We start from the raw sequence: 22,877 nt of genomic DNA on the forward strand, positions 1-22,877 counted from the left end.
ACCATACCCCCCCGGCCGGGGGGGCCCCCGGGCCCGCGGGACCGGCCACCGGGGCCCACCCCACGCCCGGTCGGGGCCCCCCCCCCGGGGGGGCCCCCCCCCCCGGCCGTTTCCGTGCGCCCACCGGGGGCGCACGGCGTTCCCCGCACCGCCTGCGAGATACATCACGATTCGATACCGAATCCCGGATCTTGCTGTGTACTGTGCGCATGCCTGAGGCCCTCTCGATCCACCAGACGGCGAGCGCGGCCGCCCTGGCCCTCGCCCTCGCCGCCTGGCTGTGCGTCCTCTTCCGTCTCCTGCGCCGAGGCCGCCCCGGCCCGGCCGCACGAGGCTCCGCCGCGACGGACGGAACGACGAGCACAGGCGATCGCGGGGACGGCGACGACCGCACGGGCGCGAGCGACCGCGAGGGTACGGGCGAACGCGCGACGGGAAGCGACCCGACGGGCCGGAACGGCGGCGGGACGGGAGAGCGGCGCATACGGCGCTCAGGAGAACGTGCGCGACCTGGCCGCCCCGACGGGCGCACCCGGCGCGTGCGCAACTCCAGGGCGGACAGTCTGCGCCTCAACTCCGACGGATGGCGACGGGGCGCGGCCGCACGCCCCGCGGATCCCGCAGCGCCGCAGGACCTTCCCTCGCTCCCGGGCCTGCCGCGCCAGCGCCAGGAACGCCCCCACCTGGAGACCGCCGAACTGACCCGCGCCGAACAGGCCGCCTTCGCCGACCTGGTACAACGGCTCACCGACGCCGACGGCTGAGCCGGCCGCCGGGCGGACGGCTCACGCGGGCGGCGCTCAGGACACCTGCGCCGCCCGCCGCTCCATCGCCTCACGGGCCGCCGCCTCCGACGGATACACCTCGCACATGTGCCGCCCGTCGGGCGTCGCCGTGTGCTCGACCTCCCACAGGGAGATCTCCTGGCCGTCGCGCAGCAGGAACGCGTGCTCGTACAGCGCGAAGCCAAGGCCGATGCGCCCGGCACGGCACGGGCGGCCGAACGCCTGAGTGATCTGGTGCGCGAACGCGGTCGTCAGCAGCGTCGCCGTGTCCGGACCGGGCCGGTCGGCGTTCTCCGCGCGGCGCAGCAGCCGGCGCGCATGGTCGGCCGAGTCGTCCGGCACGTACACATGGCGCGGCGCGGGGACCGGCGCCAGCTGCACCAGCACCGGCAGCTCGAAGTCCGGCGTGTCCGGCGGCAGCGGCAGCCGGGCGGTGGCGGCGCGCAGCTCCTCCTCGTCCACATACACCTCGTGTTGCGGCTCGCTGCCCGGCTGGGGATTGTGCACGAGCTCCCACAGCGTGAGCGCACAGCCGTCGGCCAGCAGCCAGGTGTGCCGGTAGGTCTCGCGGTGCAGCCCCGCGCTGTGGTGCGCGGAGTGCAGCGAGCTGTCATGCGCCAGTGCGCAGTCGAGCCGCCTGATCGTGTCGTCGGGCAGCTCGAACGAGTTCAGGGCACGGCCGAGGAGCCGCGCGAGATGCTCCTCCGGAGTCTCGGGCGACTCTGCTGGTCCGTGCGCTTCCGTCTCGTACGGAACGCTCAAGGTCTCTCCCGGCGTCGCTGCATGTCACCTTGTGGGTGCATACCGTAGCCCCTCGGCCGGACATCATGTCCAGGAACCGAGAAAACGTCCGTCGGGAAAACGTCGGGACCGCGCGAGATGTTCCCGCCCGGCCCGACGAACCGTCAGAAACCGCCGGTCAGCGCCCCGTTCCACCGGAACGGCCGCCCGCGCCGCCCGACGGCCCGGGCGCGCGGCCCGGCGCACAACCCCATGCACGCGGCCGCATGCGTACGGCCCCATGCGTACGGGTCCCGGGCGCGCGGCCCGGCGCCTCGCCGTGTCAGACCGCGCTGCCGGCCGTCCACTCGCTCCACTCCATGTTCCAGCCGTTCAGCCCGTTGTCCGGGGCCACCGGCTTGTCGGGGGAGTTCTCGACGATCAGTACGTCCCCGACGATCGAGTTGTCGTAGAACCACTTGGCGGGCGTGTCGCCCTGCGCGCCCCGCACGTCCCTCAGCCCCACGCAGCCGTGGCTGGTGCCCACCCGGCCGAACGGCGGCTCACCCTTGTACCAGTAGTTCCCGTGGACGAACGTGCCCGACGTGGTCAGCCGCATCGCGTGCGGCACGTCCGGGATGTCGTAGGCGTTGGCGAGGTCGACCGTCCTGCTGTCCATGTGGAGCTGAGTGAACTTCTCCGAGATCACCATCTGCCCGTTGTACGTGGTGAACTCCGCGCTGCCCGTCGACACCGGCACCGACTTCAGCGTCTTCCCGTCCCGCACGACCGTCATCGTCTGCGTGTTCACGTCCACCGTGGACACCTGGGAACGCCCGACGGTGAAGCTGACCGTCTTCTTCTGCACCCCGCGGACGCCGTTCGCGCCCTGCACCCCGTCCAGGTCGATCTTCATGGTGACCTTGGAGCCGGCCTTCCAGTACTCCTGCGGCCGGAAGTCGAGCCGCCGCGACCCGAACCAGTGCCCGACCACCTTCTGCCCGCTGCTGGAGGTCACCGTGATGTGGGACTGCACGGCCTTCTTGTCGGTGATCGTCTTGTCGAACGTGAACGACACCGGCATCCCCACGCCGACCGTCGACCCGCCGTCCGGCGTGTACGTCCCGATGAAGCTGCCGGCCGCGGTGACCGTGGTGAAGGACGAACCGGCGGTCACCTTCCGGCCGTTCGCGTCCTTCGCGGTCGCCGCTATCTCGTACTTCGTCCCGCGCTCCAGCTGCTCCTTCGGCTTCCAGCTCCTGCCGTCGGCCGCCAGCGAGCCCTCGACCGCCTTCCCCGACCCCGCCACCGTCATCTTCACGGCGGTGAGTTCCCCGCCGCTCACCGTCACCCCCGTCGAGTTGATCGACGCGCCCGTGGAGCCGTCCGCGGCCGAGATGGCTATCTTCGCGGTCGCCGTCCTGGCGGAGTCCTTGCCGCCCTTGCCCCCCGCGCCGTCGTTGTCGGCCTTGGCGCTGCCACCGCAAGCGGTGAGGGTCAGGGCGCCGACCACGAGGGCGGCACACGCCCCCAGTACGCGCCGCGCTGCTATGTCCGGCGTTGTCACGGGCTGCTCCAGCTTCATGCGATGTGCGAGATCCGCTCCCTTACGCGGGAGTAGAGGACCCCGGCGGCCGACGGGGTTCCCCGCCGGACGCCGTTGACGCCGTCGCGTGACAGAACCGGGACAATCGCCTTCCGTCCGGGGCGTGTTGGGCGGATCCGTCAGCCGTCGTGGCCGTCGTGGACCTCCTCGCCGCCGTACAGCTCCGTGTACGACGGCCACGCCCCGCCCGCTCCCTCCACCGGCTCGGCTGCCCGCACCGCCCGCACGATCGCGCGCGTCACCATGTCCGCGCCCGCCGCGAGCAGCTCGTTCAACGCCAGCGGATCCCCGGCGGCGGACGGGCCCCCCGCGGTGAGCGGACGCGCACCCGTCGCCAGCGTGAACACGGTGTCCCCGTCGTTGAGCAGATGCACCGGCCGCACCGCCCGCGCGATGCCGTCGTGCGCCGTACCCGCCAGCTTCTGCGCCTGCGCCTTCGTCAGGTCCGCGTCGGTGGCGACCACGGCCAGCGTCGTGTTCAGCGGCGGCGGAGCGTTGCGCGCCGCCGACTCGGCCAGACGCCGGCGCGCCGCATCCCGCACATCGTCCCGCGGATAGCCCACACGCCCCTGGAAGAACGCCCCGTACAACACCCCCGTCTCCGGATCCAGCACCGAACCCACCGCGTTGGCCACCACCAGCGCGGCCACCGTGACCCCCGAGCCGAGCACCACGCTCGCGCTGCCGACCCCGCCCTTCAGCGGTCCGACCACCGCACCGGTCCCCGCGCCGACGCAGCCCTGCGGCACTGGCTCGCCCGGCCCGGTCGCCGCGGCCGCCTCGACCGCCGCCCGGCCGGCGGCCGCGTCCGGACGGGCCCGGAAGTCGCCGCCGCGCCCCAGGTCGAAGACGCAGGCGGCGGGCACCACCGGCACCACGTGGGTGGGCTCCGGACCGACGGACACTCCGCGCCCCTGCTCCTCCAGCCAGGCCATCACCCCGGACGCCGCGTCGAGCCCGTAGGCGCTGCCGCCGGTCAGGACGACCGCCTCCACCCGCTGCACCAGGTTGCGCGGATCCAGGGCGTCGGTCTCCTTCGTGCCCGGACCGCCGCCGCGCACGTCCACGGCGGCCACGGCCCCGCCCTCCGGCGCGAGGACGACCGTCACACCGGTGAGCCAACCCCCACCGGCCCGCGTGGCATGGCCCACCCGCACACCGGCGACATCCGTCAGAGCGTCAACTGTCATGCCGGCCAGTCTCGCGCGTCCGCCTCCGCCGGCGGTTGTATGCACGCCGCCGCAACTGTGGCGGGCGGCTGGGGATGCGGTTGCCGTTGCGACTTCGGCTGCGGTTGCGGCTGCGGGAGCGGCTCCGGCTCCCCCTGTGGCTCCGGGCACTGCTTCAGTTTCCGCAGAGGCTTCGGGCGGGGCTCCGGATCCTGCCGCGGCTGCGACCTCGGCTCCCGCTTCGGCCGGTCGATGACGGCACGGCCGGTCCGGTGCCGGGCCGTACCCTGGACGTATGACCACCCCCTCGGCCCCTGAGCCGCGCGAGCAGCCCAAGCCCGCGCTGATCTTCGACGACCCGCTGGACCAGCAGTCCTCGGACGACACGGACCGCGGGTGGGGTGAGCGCCCGGGCGCCGGCGGCGACAGTGCGGCCGACCTCAGGCGTTTCCTGGACGAGAAGCCGCCCCACCACCTCTGAACAAGCGCCGGCGAGGCCGGACGCGAGCCGACGCCGTCCAGGGCCGCCGCCGCACCCCCGGGGCCGCCGCCCCGCCGGTTCAGCGCCCGCCGTAACCGGGGCCCTGCTGCCCGCTTTGCCGCTGCTGGGCGACCAGCGCGTCGCGGATCTCCTTGAGGACCTCCAGCTCGGTCACCTCGATGACCTCGTGGGTGCTCTCCTTCGCCTTCCTGCGGGCTTCCATCCGCGCCAGGTACTTGGCCATGGGCAGCACCATCAGGAAGTAGACCACCGCCGCGGTGATCACGAAGCTGAGCGTCGCGCCGAGGACCGAGCCCCAGAGGATCTGGATGCCCTCCTCGCCCTCGCAGCTCGTGCTCAGGCACGAGCTGTAGTGGTCGAGGTTCTGGGTGCCGATCGCGCCGACCAGCGGGTTGATTATGCCCTTCACCACCGAGTTGACGATGTTCGTGAAGGCCGCGCCGATCACCACCGCGACAGCCAGATCGACGACGTTCCCCCGCATCAGGAAGGCCTTGAAGCCCTGCAGGACGCTCGGCTCCTTTTTGTTCTCGCTCACCTCGGGGACACTCCTCGTCTGCACAGGTCGTGGAACGAACAGCTCCGCAACCTACGTCAGGACGAGGCGGGCGTGTCCAGCCCGGGGTGGCCGGTGAGACCTCCGACACCGAACCGCGCACAAAACGCACCACAAACTTCACCACAGCGTCACCGCCAGCCGGGCCGTCGCGCTCGCGCCCGCCAGGCGCACCGCCGTGGTCCGCGGCACCGACAGCACGACGAGCGCACCGCCGTCGGCCGGCCCCTCCAGGAGTTCCGGCACCTTCGTCACCCGCGCCCGGCGGGCCACCACCCGGGCCCGGCCGCCTCCCGCCGTCTCCTCGGCGGCGATGACGTCGACCCGGTCGCCGGGCCGCAGCAGCCGTACCGTCGCCGCGTCGGCGATCCGCACCGGCGCCGCCACCGTCTCCGTGGGAGGCGGACGGCGTACCGGTTCGCCGGTGGGCGCGAGGGCGCCGGCGCTCGGGCTGTCGTCGGGATGCCCGCGGGCGCCCTCGGCGTCACCCGGCCCCGCCGCCACCAGCGCGGCCGCGGTGACCGCCAGCCCCAGCGCCAGGGCCCGCCTGCGGCCGCGCGCCAGCCGGCGCGCCTGATACCGCCCGCCGCGCACCCGCACGGGAGGGAACTGCGGCACCCCGCAGGGCGCGGGAGCCTCAGAACCCGGCGGAAGCGCGCCTGGGGCGGACGGAGAGGCGCACGGGGATGCGGACGGGGATGCGGACGGAGTTTCGGACACGGGGAGAGAAGGAGCGAAGAACACGGGATCACCACCAGCGACGAGGAATCGGCCTGCGAGACCACGATCGGCCCTCGCATCGCCGCCCGCCGAAGCCCGTGGACGACCGAGAGGTTGTGGATAACTCCCTCACCCGAACGGTGACTTCCGCTTCCTCAACCCGTGCGCAAGCCCCCGCACCCCGTGCGGAAACCTCCGCATCCCTGTGCGCAAGCCCCCGGCGCCCTGTGCGGAAACCCCCGCACTCTCGTGGGCAAGCCTCCGCACCCCGTACGAGAACCCCCGCACGGACCTACGGCAGCTCGAACCCCGGATCCATCCCGCCCAGCGCCGTCGTGCACAGACAGTCCCGCTCGCCGTCGGCCGGCAGCGCCGCCACCGCGTCGAACAGCACGCCACGCAGCCGGTCCACGTTCGCCGCGAACACCTGGAGGACCTCCTCGTGCGAGACTCCCTCACCGCTCTCCGCGCCCGCGTCCAGGTCGGTGACCAGGTTCAACGACGTGTAGCAGAGCTCCAGTTCACGGGCGAGCGCCGCTTCGGGGTGGCCCGTCATGCCGACCACCGACCAGCCCCGCGCCTGGTGCCAGAGCGATTCGGCGCGGGTCGAGAAGCGCGGTCCCTCGATCACGACGAGCGTCCCGCCGTCCACCGGCTCCCACTCCCGGCCGCGCGCGGCCTTCAGCGCCGCCGCGCGCCCGGCGGGGCAGTAGGGGTCGGCCAGCGACACGTGCACCACGTTGGGGACCGCGCCGCCCGGCAGCGGCAGCCCGTCGAAGTAGGTCCCCACCCGGGACTTCGTGCGGTCGACCAGCTGGTCCGGCACCAGCAGCGTGCCGGGCCCGTACTCGGGGCGCAGACCGCCCACGGCGCACGGTCCGAGGATCTGGCGCGCGCCGACCGAGCGCAGTGCCCAGAGGTTCGCCCGGTAGTTGATCCGGTGGGGCGGCAGATGGTGGCCGCGTCCGTGCCGGGGCAGGAAGGCGACCCGTCGGCCGGCGATCTCGCCGAGGAAGAGGGAGTCGCTGGGCGGCCCGTAGGGGGTGTCCACCTGAATCTCGGTCACGTCGTCGAGGAACGAGTAGAAACCCGAACCGCCGATCACGCCGATCTCTGCGTTCGCCATGACCAGCACACTAGCCGGAATCGAACACCGGCCGTCCCCGTATACGGGCCCCGCCGTCTCAGCGGACGCCGAAGACCCCGTCGTCGTGTCGTACGACGACAGGGTCCTGGAAGCGGGTCGTGAGGGTCCTCAGGCGGCGGAGGAGCCGGCGGACGTGCTCGCGCCGGACGACTTCGAGTCCGAGGACGTCGACGATGACGACGACGAGGAGGACGAAGACGAGTCCGAGGACGTCGAGGACTTGGACGACGCCGGGGAGCTGCTCGATGAGGAGCCGCGGCTGTCGTTGCGGTAGAAGCCGGAGCCCTTGAAGACGATGCCGACGGCGGAGAACACCTTCTTGAGGCGGCCACCGCAATTCGGGCACTCGGTCAGAGCGTCGTCGGTGAACTTCTGCACCGCCTCGAGGCCCTCGCCGCACTCGGTGCACTGGTACTGGTAGGTCGGCACTGTCTTCCTCCTGGCACTCTCACTCGATGAGTGCTAACGACGGTCCATAGTGACGCATTCCCGGGGATCAGTCCACTGTCACCGGCACGCGGTGACCCACGCCACGTGCGACCGTCCGCTCGCGCGGGCTCCCCACCAGCCGTGACCGCAGCGCCAGCAGGACCGCGAGGGCCAGCAGCGTGCCGCCCAGCGGCACCAGGAACCCGGCGCCCGTGCGGAGCCGGTCCTCCAGCTGGCCGGCGACCGTGACCGCCGCCGCCTGGCCCAGTGCCACCGCACCCGTCAGCCAGGTGAACGCCTCGGTGCGGGCCCCGGCCGGCACCAGGCCGTCGACCAGCGTGTAGCCGGTGATCAGCGCGGGCGCGATGCACATGCCGACCAGGAGGCCGAGGCCGGCCAGCACGAGCACCGAGTGCGCGGCCCACAGGCCGGAGGCCGTCAGCGCCAGCGCCGCGTACGCCACGACGAGGCGGTGCTGCGGGGCGGCCTTCCAGGCGATGGCGCCGCAGACCAGGCCGGAGAGCATGTTGCCGGCGGCGAACGTGCCGTACAGGACGCCGTTCAGGCCGGGCTCGCCGATCGACTCGGAGTACGCGGCCAGCGACACCTGCATGCCGCCGAAGACGGATCCGATCCCCAGGAAGGTCACGATCAGCACGCGCACGCCGGGGACGCTCAGGGCGGAGGCGTGCTTCACGCGCGCGTGGCCGCCGTCGGCGACGGACGGCTGGGTGCTCTTCTGCGCCGCGAACAGCAGTCCGCCCACCAGGGTCAGCGAGGCCTCGGTGACGAGGCCTGCGGCCGGGTTCACGGCGGTGCACAGCGCGGTGGCCAGCAGCGGGCCGACGACGAAGGTCAGCTCGTCCGTGACGGACTCGAAGGCCGCCGCGGTGCTCATCAGGGGCGAGCCCTTCAGCTTCACGCCCCAGCGGGCCCGCACCATGGGCCCGACCTGCGGGACCGACGCGCCGGTGGGCACGGCCGCCGCGAACAGCGCCCACAGGGGAGCGTCGGCCAGGGCGAGCGCCGTGAGCGTCAGGGCGGCCACGGCGTGCAGGATCACTCCGGGGACGAGGACCGCGCGCTGGCCGTGGCGGTCGGCGAGGCGTCCGCTGTAGGGCGCGAAGAGGGCCATGGAGACGCCGGTGACGGCCGCGGCGGCGCCGGCGGCGCCGTAGGAGCCGGTGGTGTGCTGCACGAGCAGCACGATGGAAAGGGTGAGCATCGCGAAGGGCTGGCGCGCCGCGAAGCCTGGCAGCAGGAACGTCCATGCGCCGCGGGTGCGCAGCAGTGACCCGTATCCGGGGCGGGGGGCGGCCGACGAGTCCTTCGACGGCTCGGAGGTGACCGTGGATGCCACGGCCCGTGCCTTTCTGCCGCCTGGTAGCGCGACCCGTTGGAGCTGCGGGGCGCCGAGAGCTGTCCTCTTGCGCGTACGCGGTAGATACCGGCGCTCACTGCGGAGGGCGTCCCGGCCGCCATACGGTCGCGCCAGCTCTGCGTCAGGCAGAGTTGGTTCGATCAAGGTGCGCCTTCATGGTACAGGGATCACAGGCCGTCGGCCTGTGAAAGTGAGCACCCTGACCGCCCCCGCCTTTCGATCCGGAGCAGTGTGAACGTGCCGAAACCGGCCGTTAACGCATGCCCCGCGCGTCCCGTCCGTCGCCTCCCGCGCCCCCGTCGGTGCGCAGCCAGCCGGCCAGCTTGCCGCCGCGGCCCACGGCGCGCAGCCGGCGCTCGGCGGCGTCCCGGACCGGGTCGGTGGCGACGACGAGGAGTTCGTCGCCGCGTCGCAGGACCGTCGTCGGCAGCGGCACGAACGACGCCCCGTCGCGCACGACGAGGGTGACGGCGGCCCCCGAGGGCAGCCGCAGCTCGTGCACCTCGACGCCGTGCATCTTGGAGCCCTCGGGGATGGCGACGGACAGCAGATGGCCGCGCAGCCGCTCCAGGGGCGCCGACTCGACGCCGAGGTCGGCGGCCTCGGCGCCCTGGCCGAGGCGCAGCTTGCGGGCCAGCCAGGGCAGCGTCGGACCCTGCACCAGGGTGTAGACGACGACCAGCACGAAGACGATGTTGAAGATGCGCCGGCTGGCCTCCACGCCCTGCACCATCGGGATCGTCGCGAGGATGATGGGCACCGCGCCGCGCAGTCCCGCCCAGGACATCAGCACCTGCTCCTGCCAGGGCACCCGGAACGGCGTCAGACAGGCCACGACGCCGAGCGGGCGGGCCACCATGGTCAGCACCAGGCCGATGACGAGTGCGGGCACCACGTCGTCGCCCAGCTCGTGCGGGGTGACCAGCAGGCCGAGCAGGACGAACATGCCGATCTGGGCGATCCAGCCGAGTCCGTCGGCGAATCCGCGTGTGGCCGGCCAGTGCGGCAGCTTGGCATTGCCCATGACCATCGCGGCGAGGTAGACGGCGAGGAAGCCGCTGCCGTGCGCGATGGCGCCCGCCGCGTAGGCCATGACGGCGATGGCCATGACGGCGATCGGGTAGAGGCCGGAGGCGGGCAGGGCGACGTGCCGCAGTCCCCAGGAGCCCAGGAAGCCCACCGCTATGCCGATGGCGGCGCCGATGGCCAGCTCCAGGAGTATCTCGCCGATCAGCACGTACCAGTGCTCGACGGGCCCCGCGGTGGAGAAGGCGACGACCAGGATGACCACGGGGGCGTCGTTGAAGCCGGACTCGGCCTCCATCGTGCCCGTCACGCGCGCGGGCAGGGGGATCCTGCGCAGCACGGAGAACACCGCCGCCGCGTCGGTCGAGGACACCACCGCCCCGATGATGAGCGCCTGCCGCCACTCCAGCCCTACCAGGTAGTGCGCGCCCGCCGCCGTCACGCCGACGCTCACCGCGACGCCGCCCAGGGCCAGCGCGGTGGCGGCCGGGAGGGCCGGTCTGATCTCGTTCCACTTCGTGCCGAGGCCGCCCTCGGCCAGGATCACGACCAGGGCCGCGTAGCCGATGACCTGGGTGAGCTCGGCGTTGTTGAAGTGGATGTCGCCGATGCCGTCCTGGCCCATGAGGACGCCGATGCCCAGGTACACGAGCAGGCTGGGGAGCCCGCTGCGCGAGGAGATCCGGACCGCTGCGACGGCGACGAGCAGGACGAGCGAGCAGACGAGCAGGAGCTGGTTGAGGTGGTGGACAGTCAGCGGCGGTTCCCTTTCCTGGCGCACGCGACGCGCGCGCGGGTGCACACGTACATCGGACACGAGGGCAATGCGCCACGCGTCCAACTACTTCATTACCTTACCTAACTCTTGACGATTTCTTGACGTTCGCTCGGGCAGGATCGAACGTCCTTCCGGGCTGGTTGCCGACTCCGCGTCAAGTGCCGCGGACCCCTGCGCCTATGGTTGCTCCAGCGCTCATTCAAAAGGACAGCCAGCCCTGCCGCTCGCGTTAGGACAGCAAGGACAGCGATGCCCCCCAACACCACCGCCACAACGGGTGACAAGCCCGGCAAGTCCGGCAGGAAGAAGGGGCGCAAAGCCCGTCTTATCGTGCTTGTACTGGTGCTGGCCATCATCGGCGGCATCGCCTACGGCGCCTACTGGTCGATCAGCACCGTGCGGGCCTCCTTCCCGCAGACGGAGGGGTCGGCCACGCTGGAGGGCCTGTCCGGCCCGGTCGACGTGAAGCGCGACGGCTACGGCATCCCGCAGATCTACGCCTCCTCCGACCAGGACCTGTTCATGGCGCAGGGCTACGTCCAGGCGCAGGACCGCTTCTACGAGATGGACGTCCGCCGGCACATGACCTCCGGGCGCCTGTCGGAGATGTTCGGCAAGAGCCAGGTGGACAACGACGAGTTCCTGCGCACCCTGGGCTGGGACCGCGTCGCCAAGAAGGAGTACGACACCAAGCTGTCGGCGGCCACCAAGAAGTACCTCCAGGCGTATGCCAAGGGCGTCAACGCGTACCTGAAGGGCAAGGACGGCGAGGACATCTCGCTGGAGTACGCCGCCCTCGGGTTCACCAACGACTACAAGCCCGCGGAGTGGACGCCCGTCGACTCCCTCGCCTGGCTGAAGGCGATGGCCTGGGACCTGCGCGGCAACATGCAGGACGAGATCGACCGCGCCCTGATGACCAGCCGCCTCGGCCCTCAGCAGATCGCCGACCTGTACCCGGGCTACCCCTACGACCGCAACCAGGCGATCGTCCAGGAGGGCGGGTACGACGAGTCGACCGGGGAGTTCGAGAAGGACGGCGGATCGTCCAGCGACTCCAGCGACTCGAGCGGCTCCGGCACCTCGTCGAGCGGCTCCAGCGGCACCGGATCGGGCGGCAGCGGTTCAGGCAGCGGCTCAGGCACCGGCACCGGCTCAGGCTCCGGCACCGAGAGCTCCGCGCTGCAGAGCCAGCTCGGCGGCCTGTACGGCGTGCTCGACGACCTGCCCACCGCCGTCGGCGTGAACGGCAACGGCATCGGCTCCAACTCCTGGGTCGTCGCCGGGTCGCACACCATCACCGGCAAGCCCCTGCTCGCCAACGACCCGCACCTGTCGGCCTCGCTGCCCTCCGTCTGGTACCAGATGGGCCTGCACTGCCGCGCCGTCTCCAGCACCTGCCAGTACGACGTCTCGGGCTACACCTTCGCCGGAATGCCCGGTGTGATCATCGGGCACAACCAGAAGATCAGCTGGGGCATGACCAACTCCGGGGTCGACGTCACCGACCTCTACCTGGAGAAGCTCACCGGCGACGGCTACCTCTACGACGGCAAGGTGAAGCCGTTCACCACGCGCGAGGAGACCATCCAGGTCGCCGGCGGCGCCGGCAAGAAGATCGTCGTCAGGCAGACCGCCGACGGCATGCCCCTGCTGTCCGACCGCAGCAACGAGCTGGTGAAGGTCGGCCAGAAGGCCGGCGTCGACACCCAGGCGCCCGACCGCGGTGACGGCTACGCCGTCGCCCTGAAGTGGACCGCGCTGGAGCCGGGCACCTCCATGGACGCCGTGTTCGCCATGAACAAGGCGGCCGGCTGGGACGACTTCCGCGCCGCGGCCAAGCTCTTCGACGTCCCCTCGCAGAACCTGGTCTACGCGGACACCGACAACCACATCGGCTACCAGCTGCCCGGGAAGATCCCCACGCGCGCGAAGAACCACAAGGGTTCGGTCCCCGCTCCGGGCTGGGACCCGAAGTACCGGTGGACGGACTACATCGACTTCGACAAGCTGCCCTACGAGTTCGACCCCGAGCGCGGCTACATCGTCACCGCCAACCAGGCCGTCGTCGACCAGGACAAGTACCCCTACACGCTCACCACGGACTGGGGTTACGGCACCCGAAGCCAGCGCATCAGCGATCTGATCAAGCAGAAGATCGAGGGCGGCGGCAAGGTCTCCACCGACGACATGCGCCAGATGCAGACGGACAGCGACAGCCAGATCGCGCGGCTGCTCGTGCCCACCCTGCTCAAGCTGAACCTCAAGGACCCGGACGTCCGCCAGGCGCAGGACCTGCTCCAGGGCTGGGACTACACCCAGGACGCCGACTCGGCCGCCGCGGCCTACTTCAACGCGGTCTGGCGCAACATCCTGAAGCTGGCCTTCGGCAACAAGCTGCCCAAGGAGCTGCGCGTCGAGGGACAGTGCCTGTGGGTCGACCCGGTCAACAACACCGGGCCCGTCGACGCCACCGGCAAGGTCCGCGAGTGCGGCCAGCGCGACGCCGACCAGGCCCAGCCGGACGGCGGCGACCGCTGGTTCGAGGTCGTGCGCAACCTGATGGACAAGCCCGGCAGCGACTGGTGGACCACCCCCGAGAACGGCAGGCGCCCCGGCGCCGACCACAACCGCGACAAGCTGTTCGAGCGCGCCATGATCGACGCGCGCTGGGAGCTGACCGCCAAGCTCGGCAAGGACATCGACACCTGGAGCTGGGGCCGGCTGCACCGTCTGTTCCTGGAGAACCAGACCCTCGGCACCAGCGGCCCCGGCTTCCTGCAGTACGTGCTCAACCGCGGCCCGTGGGAGCTCAGCGGCGGCGAGGCCGCGGTCAACGCGGCGGGCTGGAACGCCGCCGGCGGCTACGACGTCGTATGGGTGCCCTCGATGCGGATGGTGGTCAACCTCGCCGACCTCGACAAGTCGAAGTGGATCAACCTCACCGGCGCCTCCGGGCACGCGTTCAGCGCGCACTACACCGACCAGACGGGCAAGTGGGCCAAGGGCGAACTGCTCGACTGGGCCTACTCGGCGAAGGCGGTCGACGGCAGCACGAGCGACACCCTCGTCCTCAAGCCCTGACGCGGTCCCGGTCCGAGGACATCTGAGAGGGGCGCTCCACGCACGCACGCGTGGAGCGCCCCTTTCGCCTTCCCACCCGCGCCGGCGGTCCGCCGCTCAGGTGAAGCGGCGTACCCCGGACGGAGTCACCACGGCGTGCACCGGCGCGTCGTGCGGCTCCTCGGGCACGCGCGCGACGACCTCGCCGTCGTACAGCAGCACCACCAGCGAGGGAGCGGCCCCGGCCCGCTTCAGACGGGCCAGGACACGGTCGTAGGAACCCCCGCCGCGCCCGAGCCGCATCCCGCGCCCGTCGACCGCGAGGCCCGGCAGCAGCACCACGTCGGCGTCCGTGACGGCGTCGCGGCCGAGGCGCTCGCCCGAGGGCTCGAGCAGGGCCATCCTGCCGCCGTGCCGCACACGTGTGAGGGAGCCCTCACCGTCGTACGCGCCCCAGTCGAGGTCGTCGTCGGGCAGCAGCACCGGCAGAAGCACGCGCACGCCCCGCGCGCGCAGGGCGTCCAGGAGGGCGAGCGTCCCGGGCTCGGAGCCCACCGAGACGTACGCGGCGACCGTCCCGGCCCGGGCCAGCTCCGGCAGGTCCAGGGCGCGCCGGGCCAGCGCCCCGGCCGCCTCCCGCAGGCCGTCCGCCGTCAGCGTGCTCCTCGTCGCGAGGAGCTCCCGCCGCAACCTACGCTTGTCGGACTCCGGACCGCCGGTGGCCTGCCCCATGTGTCACTCCCGCCTCAACCTCTACGAATGCGCTCAGATGAGCATGAACCAGCCGGGGGTGCGGTTTCCCGTCCAGGGCACCGGATATGGTGGCCGGCATGACTCAGTCGCACCCCAGGATCAGCAAGGCTGTCATCCCCGCAGCCGGCCTCGGCACACGGTTCCTGCCGGCGACCAAGGCCACTCCCAAGGAGATGCTGCCGGTCGTCGACAAGCCCGCGATCCAGTACGTGGTCGAGGAGGCCGTCACCGCCGGCCTCGACGACGTCCTCATGGTCACCGGCCGCAACAAGCGCCCCCTTGAGGACCACTTCGACCGCAACTACGAACTCGAGTCCGCGCTGTCGAAGAAGGGCGACGCCCACCGGCTCGCCAAGGTCCAGGAGTCCAGCGACCTGGCGACCATGCACTACGTGCGACAGGGCGACCCCAAGGGCCTCGGCCACGCGGTGCTGTGCGCCGCGCCCCACGTCGGCCAGGAGCCGTTCGCCGTCCTCCTGGGCGACGACCTGATCGACCCGCGCGACCCGCTGCTCCAGCGGATGATCGAGGTCCAGGAGCGGCACGGCGGCAGCGTCATCGCGCTCATGGAGGTCGAGCCCGAGCAGATCCACCTCTACGGTTGCGCCGCCGTCGAGCACACCGCCGACGGCGACGTCGTCAAGGTGAGCGGCCTCGTGGAGAAGCCGGATCCGGCCGACGCCCCCTCCAACTACGCGATCATCGGCCGTTACGTCCTCGACCCCGCCGTGTTCGGCGTACTGCGGGAGACCGAGCCGGGCCGCGGCGGCGAGATCCAGCTCACCGACGCCCTCCAGCAGCTCGCCCAGGACGAGAAGATCGGCGGCCCCGTGCACGGCGTCGTCTTCAAGGGCCGCCGCTATGACACCGGCGACCGCAGCGACTACCTCCGGGCGATTGTCCGACTCGCGTGCGAACGTGAAGACCTGGGCCCGGACTTCCGGACCTGGCTTCGCAGTTACGTCACGGAGGAGATGTAGCCACTTGAGCACCGCCGCGCCCCGCGCCACCGGTCAGGACCGCCTCTGGTCGGTGGACGAGCACCTGGACGACGTCCTCGCCACGGTCCGCCCCCTGGAACCGATCGAGCTCCAACTGCCCGACGCCCAGGGCTGCGTCCTGGTCGACGACGTCACGGTCCCGGTGTCGCTGCCGCCGTTCGACAACAGTTCGATGGACGGGTACGCGGTGCGGGTCGCGGACGTCGAGGGCGCGAGCGAGGAGTTCCCCGCTGTCCTGGAGGTCGTCGGGGACATCGCGGCGGGGCAGCCCGGCCTGCTGCACGTCGGCCCCGGGCAGGCCGCCCGGATCATGACCGGCGCGCCGCTGCCGCACGGCGCGGAGACCGTCGTCCCCGTCGAGTGGACCGACGGCGGGCTCGGCGAGGGACCGGTCGACTCGATGCGGGCCCGCGCTCTCGCCCCCGAGCAGGCCGAGGGGCACGTACGCGTGTACCGGCCCGCGGGGGCACGCGCGCACGTGCGCGCCAAGGGCAGCGACGCGAAGGCCGGCGACCGCGCCCTGGACGCCGGCACCGTCCTCGGCCCGGCGCAGATCGCCCTGCTCGCCGCGATCGGCCGCGGCACGGTCCGGGTGCGCCCACGCCCGCGTGTGGTGGTCATGTCCACCGGCAGTGAACTCGTCCAGCCCGGCGAGGAGTTGGGCAAGGGCCAGATCTACGACTCCAACAGCTTCGCCCTCACCGCGGCCGCCCGGGACGCCGGCGCGATCGCCTACCGCGTGGGCGCGGTCGCCGACGACGCCGGGACGCTCCGCTCGACCATCGAGGACCAGCTGGTGCGCGCCGACCTCGTCGTCACCACGGGCGGCGTGAGCGTCGGGGCGTACGACGTCGTCAAGGAGGCGCTGTCGTACGTCGGGGACGAGGACCAGGGGGGCGGCGGGGTCGAGTTCCGCAGACTCGCCATGCAGCCCGGCAAGCCACAGGGGTTCGGCGCCATCGGCCCCGACCACATCCCGCTGCTGGCCCTGCCCGGCAACCCGGTGTCGTCGTACGTCTCGTTCGAACTGTTCGTGCGGCCCGCGATCCGCACCATGATGGGCCTCAAGGACGTCCACCGGCCCACCACGCGCGCGAAGCTCGTCGCCGACGAGGCGCTCACCTCGCCCCGGGGGCGCCGTCAGTTCCTGCGCGCCACCCACGCCGAGGGGGCCGTCCGGCCGGTCGGCGGCGCCGGTTCGCACCTGGTCGCCGCCCTCGCCCACGCCGACGCGCTGATCGTCGTCCCCGAGGGCGTGGAGTCGGTCGAGCCGGGAGCCGAGGTAGAGGTGGTCCTGCTCGGCTGAGCAGGCCTCGTTGCGGGTAGCGTGTCGCGCACGAGGAGGACCGCGCGGCGCAGCGTGCCGGGCCCGGACCGGGAGTGCGACACAGCATGAGCAGGCAGGACCGCCAGGACGCGCAGGGCGGGCACGACGGGCAGGACCGGCTGACGCACATCGACGACGCGGGCGCCGCCCGCATGGTCGACGTGTCGGCCAAGGACGTCACCGCGCGCACCGCGCGCGCGAGCGGACGCGTCCTCGTCTCGTCCCGCGTGGTCGAGCTGCTGCGGGGCGAAGGCGTCCCCAAGGGCGACGCGCTGGCCACCGCGCGGATCGCGGGCATCATGGGCGCCAAGCGCACGCCCGACCTGATCCCGCTGTGCCACCCCTTGGCGCTCTCCGGTGTGAAACTGGACCTGTCGGTCGCGGACGACGCCGTGGAGATCACCGCCACGGTGAGGACGACGGACCGCACGGGCGTCGAGATGGAGGCCCTCACCGCGGTCTCGGTCGCCGCGCTCACCGTGATCGACATGGTGAAGGCGGTCGACAAGACAGCGGTCATCACGGACGTGCGCGTGGAGGAGAAGACGGGCGGCAAGTCGGGCGACTGGAGCCGGGCATGACACTTGATGCGTCGAGCGGCGGCGCGCCGCGCTCCCCTTACAGCGCGCTGGTCGTGACGGCGTCCAATCGGGCCGCGGCCGGTGTCTACGAGGACCGGGGCGGACCGCTGATCGCCGAGGGCCTGAGGCGCTTCGGCTTCGCCGTCGACGGCCCCCAGGTCGTCCCGGACGGCGACCCCGTCGAGGCCGCCCTGCGCGCCGGAGTGGACGCCGGGTACGACGTGATCGTCACCACCGGCGGAACCGGGCTCTCGCCCACCGACCGCACGCCGGAGGCGACCCGCGCGGTGATCGACCACGAGGTGCCGGGGATCGCGGAGGCGATCCGGGCCTTCGGCCGGGAGAAGGTGCCGACCTCGGCGCTCTCCCGGGGGCTGGCGGGTGTCGCCCGCGGGACGCTGGTCGTCAACCTGCCCGGTTCCACCGGCGGGGTGAAGGACGGGCTGGCGGTCCTGGAGCCCCTGCTGACCCACGCCGTCGACCAGCTGCGCGGCGGTGACCACCCCAGACCCGGCGACAGCAGTGGGGGTGTGCGCTGAACAGCCTGTCCTGGCCCGTCGAACTGGCGGAGGGCGATGTCGTCCTGCGGCCGATAAAGCTGCGCGACCAGCGGGCCTGGCGCGAGGTCAACCGGCGCAACCGGGACTGGCTGCGCCCCTGGGAGGCGACCATCCCGCCGCCCGCGCCGAGCGGGCCGATCGCCCACCGGCCGACCTACCGTCAGATGGTCCGCCATCTGCGGGCGGAGGCGAACGCCGGGCGGATGCTGCCGTTCGTCATCGAGTACCAGGGCCGTCTCGTCGGGCAGTTGACGGTGGCCGGGATCACCTGGGGGTCCATGTGCTCGGGCCACGTCGGCTACTGGGTGGACCAGTCCGTGGCGGGGCGCGGGGTGATGCCCACCGCGGTGGCGCTCGTGGTGGACCACTGCTTCCGCACGGTCGGGCTGCACCGCGTCGAGGTCTGCATCCGGCCCGAGAACCGGCCCAGCCTCCGGGTGGTGGAGAAACTCGGATTCCGGGCGGAGGGGCTGCGGCCCCGCTATCTCCACATCGACGGTGCCTGGCGCGACCACCTCGTCTTCGCGCTCACGGCGGAGGAGGTCCCGGAGGGGCTGATGAGCCGCTGGCGACGCGCCCGGCCGCGGAACCTTCCCGACGAGCCGGCCGAACCCCGTGACCCGCAGAACGCTCCGGGGAATCGCACCAGCCCCGGTAATTGAATAAGTGTTCGAAATTGATCGGGCGATGACCGTCTTGAGGCTTTCAATTCACTGCCGGGCGGCGCGGTGATCGCATCCGTCACAAAAAAAGTTCGAAATATCAGCCAGATCGTGCGACACACCGGCCCAATTGGCGGATGGCCTCGCGCAAACCCCTCTACCGTGTGAGACGTGAGCAGCAGCGGCCTCATCTACGCAGTCATCGTCGGGGCCTGGGCCGCCTACTTGGTGCCGATGTGGCTCCGTAGGCAGGACGAGCTGAACGAGGCCCGTCCGACGGAACGCTTCAGCACCGCCATCCGGCTGCTGTCCGGACGGGCGGGGATGGAGCGCCGGTACGCCAAGGACCTGCGGGCGCGCTCCTCCGAGGAGGGCGAGCCCGACGCCGACGTCCCGGACGCGGTCACCGAATCGGTGGACGTCCGGGCCTTCGCCATGCCCCCGACCCGTCCGCAGACCAAGGTGCCGGTGCAGGAGCGCGAGCAGCCGCGCCCGGAGGGGACGCGCGATCCCTCGCGGGACGCGACGCGCGAGCCGGGGCGCGAGCCGGTCCGCGATCAGGCGGCCGCGCACGCCCACGTCCCCGCGTCTCCCGCGGCCGCCGCCTCCACGCAGGCGGCGGCCGCCCGGGCCAAGCGCTCGAAGGCGCTCGCCCGCCGCCGGCGCACCACCGTCCTGCTCTTCCTCGCCTTCACGCTGGGCGCGATCGTCGCGGCCGTCGGCGGACTGGCGTTCCTCTGGGCGCCCGGTGTGCCCGCCGTCCTGCTCAGCGGCTACATCGCCTACCTGCGCACCCAGGAGCGCCGGCGCTTCGCCTACCAGATGGACCGCAGACGCGCCGAGGCCGCCGCGCAGCGGCTGCGCGAGCGTCAGCCCCGCCGGCGCGGCTCCACGGCAGGGGCGGCGCACCCGCCGTCCCTGGACGCCGACGCCGACACCGGCGCCGAGGAACCGCACGCCGCCGCCGAGCCGGAGACCGACCCGGGCCTGCTGGCACTCGCCGCGGACCGCAGGGCGCTCGTCGAGCAGACCGACCACGCCGAATGGGTCGACCAGCAGCGCGAGCGGCAGCGCCGGCCCGGGCACGGCGAGAGCTGGGACCCGGTGCCGGTCCCGCTGCCGACGTACGTGACCGCCCCCGTCGCCCCGCGCGCCACCTCCGACGTGGACCTCGGCGCGCCGGACGCCTGGAGCTCGGCCCGCTCCAGCTCCTCGGCCCCGCCGGAGCAGGAGACGGCCGACGCCGCCGCGGACACGCCGTCCGCGTCGGACACGGCGGACACCGGGAGTGACGAGCCGGCCCGCGCGGAGGACGGTGAACGCAGCGACGCACGGCGCGCCGCGTCCGCCCGCCGCTCCCGCGAGCGGGGCCGCACCCCGCTGTTCGACCAGTACGAGGACGGGGAGCGCCCCCGCGCCGCCAACGAGTGAGCGGCCGTCCGTCCGCCCCGGCAGGCGCCGGGGAACGGATTTCCAAGCAGCCCGATGGGGGTGCTAGAGTTTCACTCGTTGCAAGGGCCTGTGGCGCAGTCCGGTAGCGCACCTCGTTCGCATCGAGGGGGCCAGGGGTTCAAATCCCCTCAGGTCCACTGCAGCTCAAAGCCCCGGTCGGGATTCCCGACCGGGGCTTTGGCCATTCCGTACAGCAGCGAAGTACAGCAACTACTCCGGGTCTTGCTTTCCAAGGTGCTTGCCCAGCTTGCGCAGTGCCCGGCGGGTGGCTTCCGACGGGACGTGCGTGTACACCTCCATGGTCACTGCGATCTTGCTGTGCCGAAGGATCTGCATCGCGACCCGCGGGTGCACGTCGAGCGCGGCGAGGAGCGAACCGCACGTGTGCCGGGTGTCGTGCAGACGGATCTGACGGACGCCGGCGTAGGCCGAGCGGTCGACGAACCGGCGGTTGCAGTTGCGGGGTTCGGTGTGCCGTAGCGCGTCGTGAACACGAAGTCGTAGTCCGACCACAGCTCACCGGCCGCCTGTTTTGCCAACTCCCGCTCCTTTGCCGACGCTGGAGAGGCGCGATGCAGATCTCCGGAAGCGGCAGCACTGCCCTCGCCACGCCGGAAGCCCAGGACCAAGGTGAGCACGTAGGCCGCGTACAGCGGGTCACGGGCCGCGCTGGCGGCATCAGCGCTCGCTTCGCTCGCTGCAGGTGCGCGGAGCCCAGGGGAAAGATCGTCTCGACGGTGCAGGGCCACCTGACGATTTACGGCACGTCAAGGACTGATCAGTCTTCGCACGTCGTTCGAAAAGGGGCCGCGACCGGCGCGGCGGCGCCGGTCACCGTCGCCGGGCACGCCCCTCCCCGTCTTCCAGGCCGGCCGCCGTCGACGCCCGCGCCGGCAAGGGGGCGAAAGGCATGCCGGGGCTACAAGGGGGCGGTTACACGCTCGCCCACCACCACGGGTAGGGACGCATGCCTCCGGCGGGGGCGCTCAGGCTCGAGGATCGCGGGGCACCGTTCGCGAGTGCCGGCCTGTAGATGGCGGGCGAGAGGATGGGAGCAGGTGGGTTGCGGTTTCCTGTCGTCGGGAAGGTCAGGACGCCCGATGCGCGGGGCATCCTGCGATGAAAGGACGGTGAGGATCCGAGCACCGGCGGTTCGAGGTAGTCAGAGTGCGAGGCGCCCATTCTAGAAACGTTCATCATAGGACGTCTTACGTGCATAAGTTGACGTAGCGCGTCGAGTTGCTCTACGTTTCTGATGCTTGCTCAGCTCCGTTCACGCCTAGGGGGATTCAGTGTTCTTTGCAGAACTCGGACTGACTCAGCACGACTCGCTCACGGCAGCTCAGATGGCCGCAAGCGAGGCCGCGACGGCGTCGGGCGGACGAGTCTTCACCTGCGTGGTCTTCCAGCAGGGAGGGCGCCTCATGCTGACGACCGCCTTCTCCTACGCATTCCTCGTCAAGCACGTGGTCGCCGATGCGGCGGTCAAGGGCGGCAACCCGCGGATGGCCACCAACCGCCCGATCGACAGCAATCACGTCAGGTCCATCACCAAGTACCTGACCGAGAACGAGAAGGACTACATCCTCCCGCCGGTCACCCTGAACGTCCGTGCCGTCCCTGCCATCCACATCCCTCGAGGCAACTTCGCCATGACGGCCGGCTTCGTCGTCATCGGCGACGAGACCAAGTTCTCCGTCACTGATGGCCAGCACAGGCTTGCCGCCATTGCCAAGCGCAGCGACAGCCTCATCGACACGGACTCACCCTTCCTGAGCGACAGCATCTCCGTCGTCATCGTGGTGGAGCCGGACGTTGCGCGGATCCACCAGGACTTCGCTGACGCGGCGCAGACGAAGCAGATCCCGGCCAGCCTTCTGGCCGCCTACAACACTCGTGAACCCCTGAACCGTGTTCTTACGCAGATCGTGGATCGGTCTGCCCTGTTCGCGGGACGCATCGACGAAACCTCCAAGAGTCTGTCGAAGCTCTCCTCTGCGATCTTCCTTCTCAACCAGGTGCGCGGACTGGTCAAGGAACTCCTGTTCCAGGACTATGCGCTCAGCGAGGCGAGCATCCCGGCCCGTAGCCTCCAAGCCATCGGAACCACCGAGAAGCAGGACGCCTTCGTCAGCAGGACCCTGGCGATGCTCGACATCCTCACGCGGCACATGGACCCCTGGCGTTCCGTGGCCGAACTGCCCACGAGCGGGGGGCCGGCCAACCAGGTGGTGGACTTCCGGAAGCACTACATCAACATGACCGCGACCGGTCTGGTCATCATCGGGCACGTCGCCTTCGAGATCGAGAAGAACCTGGACCCGGAGTGGCGGGAGGCTCGATACCTCGACCTCGCCACCAAGATTGACTGGCGCCGGAACGCGCCGATCTGGGAGGGGAACATCATCACCGGAGACAAGATCACCACCACCAGGTCTCCCGGACGGATCGCAGCCAGGAAGGTCATGGAGGCGATTGGCGTTCCCATCCTCCCCAAGAATCCGACCATCCCGCAGCCCACGCAGGAGACCATCGTCGCTGAGGGCGTTTACTGAGGAACGCCGAGGCCTGGTGGACTCAGCTTCGGATGAGCCAGCGCCTCGTTTCGTGTCTGCGGTGCAGCAACGAAGTACGGCAACTGCCGTGACCGCAGGCGACC

At 71.5% G+C, this 22,877-nt stretch carries 21 protein-coding genes and 1 tRNA gene; 11 read left to right on the top strand and 11 right to left on the bottom strand.

Annotated features, from left to right (window positions below):
* Positions 1 to 209 precede the first annotated feature (209 nt).
* Positions 210 to 764, top strand: coding sequence for a hypothetical protein (locus tag ACFYXA_RS23230; RefSeq protein WP_389035829.1), 555 nt, complete (start codon positions 210 to 212; stop codon positions 762 to 764).
* Positions 765 to 800: 36 nt separating this feature from the next.
* On the opposite strand, the gene ACFYXA_RS23235 is transcribed toward ACFYXA_RS23230, so the two are convergent.
* The 3 genes from ACFYXA_RS23235 to ACFYXA_RS23245 all read right to left on the bottom strand — a co-directional run bounded on the left by ACFYXA_RS23235 (position 801) and on the right by ACFYXA_RS23245 (position 4,301).
* A complete protein-coding gene (locus tag ACFYXA_RS23235; RefSeq protein WP_351091388.1) occupies positions 801 to 1,547 on the bottom strand; it encodes a DUF6227 family protein in 747 nt (248 codons plus the stop codon).
* A gap of 301 nt (positions 1,548 to 1,848) precedes the next feature.
* Entirely contained in the window at positions 1,849 to 3,072 is a 1,224-nt protein-coding gene (locus tag ACFYXA_RS23240; protein WP_389035833.1) for an Ig-like domain-containing protein, read from the bottom strand.
* Positions 3,073 to 3,230: 158 nt separating this feature from the next.
* Positions 3,231 to 4,301, bottom strand: a complete 1,071-nt coding sequence (locus ACFYXA_RS23245) for a P1 family peptidase (RefSeq protein ID WP_389035836.1) — start codon at positions 4,299 to 4,301, stop codon at positions 3,231 to 3,233.
* Positions 4,302 to 4,575: 274 nt separating this feature from the next.
* Here ACFYXA_RS23245 and ACFYXA_RS23250 point away from each other — a divergent pair, with 274 nt between their 5' ends.
* Positions 4,576 to 4,761, top strand: coding sequence for a hypothetical protein (locus ACFYXA_RS23250; protein ID WP_130442278.1), 186 nt, complete (start codon positions 4,576 to 4,578; stop codon positions 4,759 to 4,761).
* A gap of 79 nt (positions 4,762 to 4,840) precedes the next feature.
* Here the strand turns inward: ACFYXA_RS23250 and mscL are convergent, their stop codons facing one another.
* The 6 genes from mscL to ACFYXA_RS23280 all read right to left on the bottom strand — a co-directional run bounded on the left by mscL (position 4,841) and on the right by ACFYXA_RS23280 (position 10,858).
* Positions 4,841 to 5,320, bottom strand: a complete 480-nt coding sequence (gene mscL / locus ACFYXA_RS23255; RefSeq protein ID WP_389035840.1) for a large conductance mechanosensitive channel protein MscL — start codon at positions 5,318 to 5,320, stop codon at positions 4,841 to 4,843.
* 138 nt (positions 5,321 to 5,458) lie between these two features.
* On the bottom strand, positions 5,459 to 6,058 hold the full coding sequence (locus tag ACFYXA_RS23260; protein WP_389035843.1) for a hypothetical protein: 600 nt from the start codon (positions 6,056 to 6,058) through the stop codon (positions 5,459 to 5,461).
* Between the two features lie 292 nt (positions 6,059 to 6,350).
* Complete coding sequence (locus ACFYXA_RS23265) at positions 6,351 to 7,184, bottom strand: S-methyl-5'-thioadenosine phosphorylase (protein WP_389035846.1); 834 nt, start codon at positions 7,182 to 7,184, stop codon at positions 6,351 to 6,353.
* Between the two features lie 129 nt (positions 7,185 to 7,313).
* On the bottom strand, positions 7,314 to 7,634 hold the full coding sequence (locus ACFYXA_RS23270) for an FmdB family zinc ribbon protein (protein WP_352246407.1): 321 nt from the start codon (positions 7,632 to 7,634) through the stop codon (positions 7,314 to 7,316).
* 67 nt (positions 7,635 to 7,701) lie between these two features.
* A complete protein-coding gene (locus ACFYXA_RS23275) occupies positions 7,702 to 8,994 on the bottom strand; it encodes an MFS transporter (RefSeq protein WP_389035849.1) in 1,293 nt (430 codons plus the stop codon).
* Between the two features lie 274 nt (positions 8,995 to 9,268).
* A complete protein-coding gene (locus tag ACFYXA_RS23280) occupies positions 9,269 to 10,858 on the bottom strand; it encodes a potassium/proton antiporter (RefSeq protein WP_389035852.1) in 1,590 nt (529 codons plus the stop codon).
* A gap of 210 nt (positions 10,859 to 11,068) precedes the next feature.
* On the opposite strand from ACFYXA_RS23280, the gene ACFYXA_RS23285 reads away from it, so the two are divergent.
* Complete coding sequence (locus ACFYXA_RS23285) at positions 11,069 to 13,903, top strand: penicillin acylase family protein (RefSeq protein WP_389035855.1); 2,835 nt, start codon at positions 11,069 to 11,071, stop codon at positions 13,901 to 13,903.
* Between the two features lie 96 nt (positions 13,904 to 13,999).
* On the opposite strand, the gene ACFYXA_RS23290 is transcribed toward ACFYXA_RS23285, so the two are convergent.
* The gene (locus tag ACFYXA_RS23290; RefSeq protein ID WP_352246403.1) at positions 14,000 to 14,614 is read right to left on the bottom strand and encodes a 5-formyltetrahydrofolate cyclo-ligase; all 615 of its coding nucleotides are present in this window, start codon (positions 14,612 to 14,614) and stop codon (positions 14,000 to 14,002) included.
* 98 nt (positions 14,615 to 14,712) lie between these two features.
* Between ACFYXA_RS23290 and galU the strand changes: the two genes are divergently transcribed.
* The 7 genes from galU to ACFYXA_RS23325 all read left to right on the top strand — a co-directional run bounded on the left by galU (position 14,713) and on the right by ACFYXA_RS23325 (position 20,355).
* Entirely contained in the window at positions 14,713 to 15,615 is a 903-nt protein-coding gene (gene galU / locus ACFYXA_RS23295) for a UTP--glucose-1-phosphate uridylyltransferase GalU (protein ID WP_351091366.1), read from the top strand.
* Between the two features lie 4 nt (positions 15,616 to 15,619).
* Positions 15,620 to 16,942 carry a gephyrin-like molybdotransferase Glp gene (gene glp / locus ACFYXA_RS23300; RefSeq protein WP_389035859.1) on the top strand — a complete coding sequence of 441 codons (1,323 nt, stop codon included), beginning with the start codon at positions 15,620 to 15,622 and terminating at the stop codon, positions 16,940 to 16,942.
* An 86-nt stretch (positions 16,943 to 17,028) separates the two neighbouring features.
* The gene (gene moaC, locus ACFYXA_RS23305) at positions 17,029 to 17,544 is read left to right on the top strand and encodes a cyclic pyranopterin monophosphate synthase MoaC (protein WP_389035862.1); all 516 of its coding nucleotides are present in this window, start codon (positions 17,029 to 17,031) and stop codon (positions 17,542 to 17,544) included.
* Positions 17,541 to 18,083, top strand: a complete 543-nt coding sequence (locus tag ACFYXA_RS23310) for a MogA/MoaB family molybdenum cofactor biosynthesis protein (RefSeq protein WP_352246401.1) — start codon at positions 17,541 to 17,543, stop codon at positions 18,081 to 18,083. The genes moaC and ACFYXA_RS23310 overlap by 4 nt, the downstream gene beginning before the upstream one ends.
* The gene (locus ACFYXA_RS23315; protein ID WP_352246532.1) at positions 18,080 to 18,766 is read left to right on the top strand and encodes a GNAT family protein; all 687 of its coding nucleotides are present in this window, start codon (positions 18,080 to 18,082) and stop codon (positions 18,764 to 18,766) included. The genes ACFYXA_RS23310 and ACFYXA_RS23315 overlap by 4 nt, the downstream gene beginning before the upstream one ends.
* Positions 18,767 to 18,937: 171 nt before the next feature.
* The gene (gene glpR / locus ACFYXA_RS23320; protein WP_389035865.1) at positions 18,938 to 20,197 is read left to right on the top strand and encodes a gephyrin-like molybdotransferase receptor GlpR; all 1,260 of its coding nucleotides are present in this window, start codon (positions 18,938 to 18,940) and stop codon (positions 20,195 to 20,197) included.
* 84 nt (positions 20,198 to 20,281) lie between these two features.
* Positions 20,282 to 20,355 (top strand) — tRNA-Ala (locus ACFYXA_RS23325).
* Positions 20,356 to 20,428: 73 nt separating this feature from the next.
* Here the strand turns inward: ACFYXA_RS23325 and ACFYXA_RS23330 are convergent.
* Complete coding sequence (locus ACFYXA_RS23330) at positions 20,429 to 20,731, bottom strand: tyrosine-type recombinase/integrase (RefSeq protein ID WP_389035868.1); 303 nt, start codon at positions 20,729 to 20,731, stop codon at positions 20,429 to 20,431.
* Positions 20,732 to 21,564: 833 nt separating this feature from the next.
* On the opposite strand from ACFYXA_RS23330, the gene ACFYXA_RS23335 reads away from it, so the two are divergent.
* Positions 21,565 to 22,773, top strand: coding sequence for a DNA sulfur modification protein DndB (locus ACFYXA_RS23335; RefSeq protein WP_389035871.1), 1,209 nt, complete (start codon positions 21,565 to 21,567; stop codon positions 22,771 to 22,773).
* Positions 22,774 to 22,877: the final 104 nt, after the last annotated feature.

Source organism: Streptomyces sp. NPDC002566 (genome assembly GCF_042889585.1).
Lineage (GTDB): Bacteria > Actinomycetota > Actinomycetes > Streptomycetales > Streptomycetaceae > Streptomyces.